The following is a 4,614-nucleotide window of genomic DNA, read 5'->3' on the forward strand; positions in this document are numbered from 1 at the left end:
GATCGCCTCGCCCACCGCCTCCCCGTCCGCGTCGTCGATCGAGGTCTCCACCACCCGAACGAACCCTCCCTCACCCCCGGGCTCGCACAGCAGAATCCGGAGCACGTTCGGCCGATCCTTCAGCTCCTGGGACCCGGCCCCGAACCCCTGCCGGACCAGCCTCCATGGCGGCTCCGCGTCCTCCGTGAGCTCGTCGATCGCCCGCAGCAGCGCCGCCCCGGTAGGCGTGAGCAGCTCCCCCTCCCCGTCCGCCCGGAACCCGCGCTCCCACCCCGACAGGATCTCCGCGACGGCCGGGGCGGGTACGGGCAGCTCGCCGTGCTCAGTGCTCACGGTGCCCGACCCCACGTTCGGCGGGAGCACGAGCGCCCGCCCCGGATCCAGATCCTCCAGGAGCGCGGCGGTACCCACCAGATCCACCACGGTATCCACGGATCCCAGCTCGTGCAGGTGGTCGACTCGCCCGTGCACCCGCTCCTCCGCCCGTAGGAGCAACCTCAGCGCCCGCTCCGGCAGCTCCGACCAGGGCTCGCTGGTCACCACCTCGTCGGCGACCTCCAAAACGAGCCCCTCCAGCCGGTCCGGGTCGCCGACCCGATCCCCCGCGTCGACCCGGACCCGAACCGCCCGAAACCCGCGGGCCGAGACCCGGCTCACGTTCACGCCGACTCGGAACCCGCGGTCCCGAAGGGTGCGAACCACCCGACGCAGCGACCCCTCGTCCGCGCCCGCGTCCAGCAGCCCGCCGAGGAGCATGTCTCCGGAGGCTCCTGCCACCTGGGGGTCGACGATGAGCAGCGTCCCCACCCGAGGCGTCCCCCGAGGAGTTTCGGGGAGCTATTAACCGGTGAGCGCGCCACGCGCGCCGGGGTGAGCCGCCGTGAGCATGGTCGAGGTGAGGATCTTCGTGGATCCGGAGAACGTGGGCAAGGTGATGAACGCGATGGCGGACGCGGAGGTCACGGGATTCTACGTGGTGGAGTACCGCGGGGTGGCCCCGGATCGCTGGGAGGGGTTCGAAATTCAGGAGGACCCGGAGCACGCCATTAAGGCCCTGAACGACCTATCCGAGCGCGCGGTCATGGTGGTGACGATCATCCGGGAAGAACACCTGGACGGGCTCAAGGAGGCCGTGAAGCGCCGGCTGTCGAGCGAGCGGTACACGATCATCGTGAGCGACGTCCGGGAGATCAAGGTGGAGGGCTAGGCGGCCCAAGACCGGCGGGACCGCGGCCGGAGCGGCACGACCGGCACGCAGGGTAGGTTACGCGGCTTCTTCCCGCCCCTACGCGCCCCCTTGGCGTTGACGCGGGCCGGGACCTGCACGGTCTCCACCACGACCGTGACCGGATTGCTGAAGGAGGGGGCCACGAGCGATCCGCCCGGGAACATGGCCACGTACACGAACCGACCCGGACGCTTCGGTATCACCAGCAGCGGCGGCGTCTTACCGTCCGGCCCCGTGACCCACTCGCTCACCGCGCGGTTGCTTAGGATCGAGTAGTTCTCTAGGAGGAGGATCCGGGCGTTGGGGATGGGAGCACCGCGGTGATTGGTCAGCACGGCCCGCAGCTTGAACGCCCGATCCCCGTCGGGCATGGCGATCAACCTCAGCCGGGCGCGCTCCAGGAACGTGCACGTTATCCGCCTGGACGCCGACTGATACAGGTTACCGCCGTTGAACTTGACCTCGATCGTGAGCAGCCCCGGTTCATTCACCTTCACCGACGCCCGGAACCACCCGGACGCGTCCGGATGCACGCTGACCGACCGGTCCAGGCCGCACCCCTTGAACGAGATCGTGAGCCCGTCCGTGATGGGAACGCCGAACACCACGTCCCGAAGCTCACCGCAGACGATCACGCGCTCCCCCACCACCCCTTCCCGCGGCAGCACCGAGACCGAGAGGCCGACCGGCAGCCGGGTCACGTCCCGTGTCAACCGGTGCACGATGCAATCCCGGATCCGAACCACCCTCCTCTCCCTCCCACCGCGGACCTCCAGCAGCGACAGCTCGAAGTCCTTGAGCTCGCTCACCCCCGAGAGCACCAGCCCGTAGAGGCGGAGGTAACGACCGTCGAACCCCGCGTACGCCCGGGCCTGAACCGGCGGCGCGTCCTTCGGCGCCTGAACGTTCACGTCCACCCACCCTCGAACCTCCCCACCCAGCCTCTCCCTGACCTTCCACCTCACCCGACCGTCCTCCACCAGGGTCACGCGGTACGATTTCCCGTTCAACGACAGCTCCGCGGCCCATCCCAGGCCCGGTTCAACGCGCAGGATTGGGTAACATTTCAGCGCGATCGCGTACACGTCCGCGAGACCGGGCGAAGGTGCCAAGAGCGCCAAGACCGACAGGGCCAGCACCGCCGGCAGCGCCACCCCTCGTCCCGGCACCCTCACCACCCCACACTCGCCGGGGGATGAAAATTATATAAGTTCATCACTCCATGGAAGAGTTGGGAATGGTTGAGGACCGGTGTATATAGGGGGTGAAAAACGGTGAGGAACCCACGCGCCCTCGCAGCGGCGCTCTCGGTGGCCCTGTTATCGCTACTGAAAGTAGGCGCGGCGGACCCGCTGTCGATCCAGCAGCTGGACGAGGTCACGTGCGTGGTGGGCTGGACGTACGACCACGGCGCCCCCGCCCCCGCGTACCAGGAGCTGAACCTCACGTCGAGCGCGACCGTGACCAACCCCAGCGCGAACAGCAAGACGTACCACGTCGTCCCGGTGACGGAGAAGCCCCCGTACGACTTCTCCCAGCCGATCGAGTCGGGCTCCGTGCGGCTGACCGAGGTGAACGGACTGATCATGAGCGAGCAGTACATCGCCCTGTCCCCGGGTAACCAGGCTCAGGTCGGGTACAAGCTGATCTGCCGGGAGCCCGACCAGGGCACGTGGAAGAAGATCGCCCCCGAGGTGTGGTACAACGTCACCGTCGACACCAGCAGCACCTCCGGCCAGGAGTGGTACCGGGCCACGATTTCCACCGGTAAGGAGCAGATTCACCAGTACATCACCGTGAGCAACAAGGGGATCGAGGTCGCGGTTTACGACGAGAGCCAGGGCACCGTTCAGCGACGGTCCGGCTCCCTGCACAACCTGAAGGTCCTGATCCCGGTCGAGCAGCTGAAGCGGCTGCGCAACGAGCTGGACGGGGACTACACGGTCACGATCTCGGTCTCGGTGGTGGACTCGTCCGGAAACACGGTGGACTCCGCGAGCGCCAGCGCTGACGTCACCACGGACTCCAACGGCAACGTCGTCGTCAACACCGGGTCGACGGCCCTGATCGTGACCGAGACCGTGAACGGCCAGACCCAGCAGTTCCTGACGGTCGGCGTCGACACGAACAACGACAACAAGGCCGACGAGCCAAAGACGTTCACGGTCGACCCGAACGAGAGCCTGAAGGTCACCATCACGTACGAGCTCAAGGGTCAGCAGCCCTCGCAGGCGGGCTCCGCGCACGTGCCGGACGTGTACATGGTCTACGACTACGCGTACGACAGCGGGAACGGGTACGAGACGAGCCTCGTGCTGACCAACCCGTGGCACGTGATGGTGCGACCCGACGAGCTGATCGCCGTCGCCTGGGTCGGTGAGCCGAAGCTGCAGACGACGCCGCCGGAGGACTGGAGCAGCGTCACGTGGACCGTCGTGCCCAAGGTACGAAACCTGGCCGAGTTCCGGGTGCACCTGCGGGAGGTGGACGTGTACGGGCTGTCGAGCACCGACCTGGTCAACGGGTGGAGCCTGGCGAAGTCGTTCCAGTTCGACCGGTCCACCGGATGGATCGAGCCGGGCAGCGAGTGGCTCGGAACCCCGGTGGACATCGAGCCGGCGTCCGACAAGGTCTACGGCAGCCGGGTGTACTGGAAGATCTCGGTGCAGCTGGGCGACCCGACGAAGGGCGAGGAGGTGGAGCTGAGCCGCAGCATGAGCGCCAAGGGCACGGTGCGGGTGCGGGGCGTGGTGATCCCGGTCGTGCCGCAGAACGTGCCGACCATCTACGGGCTGGCCGCCTACGCCGAGCCGAACCGGGTGGAGCCCGGGCAGCGAAAGGTGACGTTCCACTTCAAGGTGGGGCTCGACCTGAGTTCCCAGCTGTCCAGCATCACGTTCACCATCCCCATCCCGAGTCAGACCAAGGAGGGCGGTCAGGCCGGATACGCCGGAGACGTGCGGGTGTACGTGTACGAGTCGCAGGGTCAGGACCGGGGCCTGGTGAAGCGGGACGTCACCGATCAGGCCGACATCCAGGAACCCTCAAGCTCGAACAACAACACGCTGAAGGTCACGCTCCAGGACCTGGACCAGTCGGTCAAGTACGTCGAGGTCGTGGTGCCGGTGAACGTCGACTTCCAGTCAGGGGACGCGTACACCATCTCCGGCGCCCAGGTGACGCTTGAGTCCACCTCCGGACCGAGCTACGAGTTCCCGGAGGCCACGGTCACGTCGACGTACGTGGCCTCGATCCCGGTGATCTCGGGTGAGAAGTCGTGTCAGGGGTTTGTGGTGGAGGCGAACGATTACGTGGATCCGGACTCGGGCGACTTCGGCATGCCGCTGGTCGTCGTCGACTACGTGCCCGTCGCCGACGTCAAGGAC

Annotated in this window: 4 protein-coding genes; 2 read left to right on the forward strand and 2 right to left on the reverse strand. The window is 67.3% G+C overall.

The window, feature by feature from the left end; genetic code table 11:
* Window positions 1-807: nickel pincer cofactor biosynthesis protein LarC (larC, locus tag ACXJJV_RS06380; RefSeq protein WP_456467350.1), on the reverse strand; the 807-nt coding region annotated here is incomplete at its 3' end.
* A gap of 79 nt (window positions 808-886) precedes the next feature.
* Here larC and ACXJJV_RS06385 point away from each other — a divergent pair.
* On the forward strand, window positions 887-1,207 hold the full coding sequence (locus ACXJJV_RS06385; RefSeq protein WP_456467353.1) for an MJ1244 family protein: 321 nt from the start codon (window positions 887-889) through the stop codon (window positions 1,205-1,207).
* Here ACXJJV_RS06385 and ACXJJV_RS06390 read toward each other — a convergent pair.
* Window positions 1,204-2,397: a hypothetical protein gene (locus tag ACXJJV_RS06390; protein WP_456467351.1), complete on the reverse strand. Its 1,194-nt coding sequence runs from the start codon at window positions 2,395-2,397 to the stop codon at window positions 1,204-1,206. The two genes, ACXJJV_RS06385 and ACXJJV_RS06390, sit on opposite strands and share 4 nt — an antisense overlap.
* A 105-nt stretch (window positions 2,398-2,502) precedes the next feature.
* On the opposite strand from ACXJJV_RS06390, the gene ACXJJV_RS06395 reads away from it, so the two are divergent.
* Window positions 2,503-4,614, forward strand: a 2,112-nt coding sequence (locus tag ACXJJV_RS06395) for a hypothetical protein (RefSeq protein WP_456467352.1), incomplete at its 3' end; no start/stop codon positions are given.

Source organism: Methanopyrus sp., assembly GCF_053997775.1.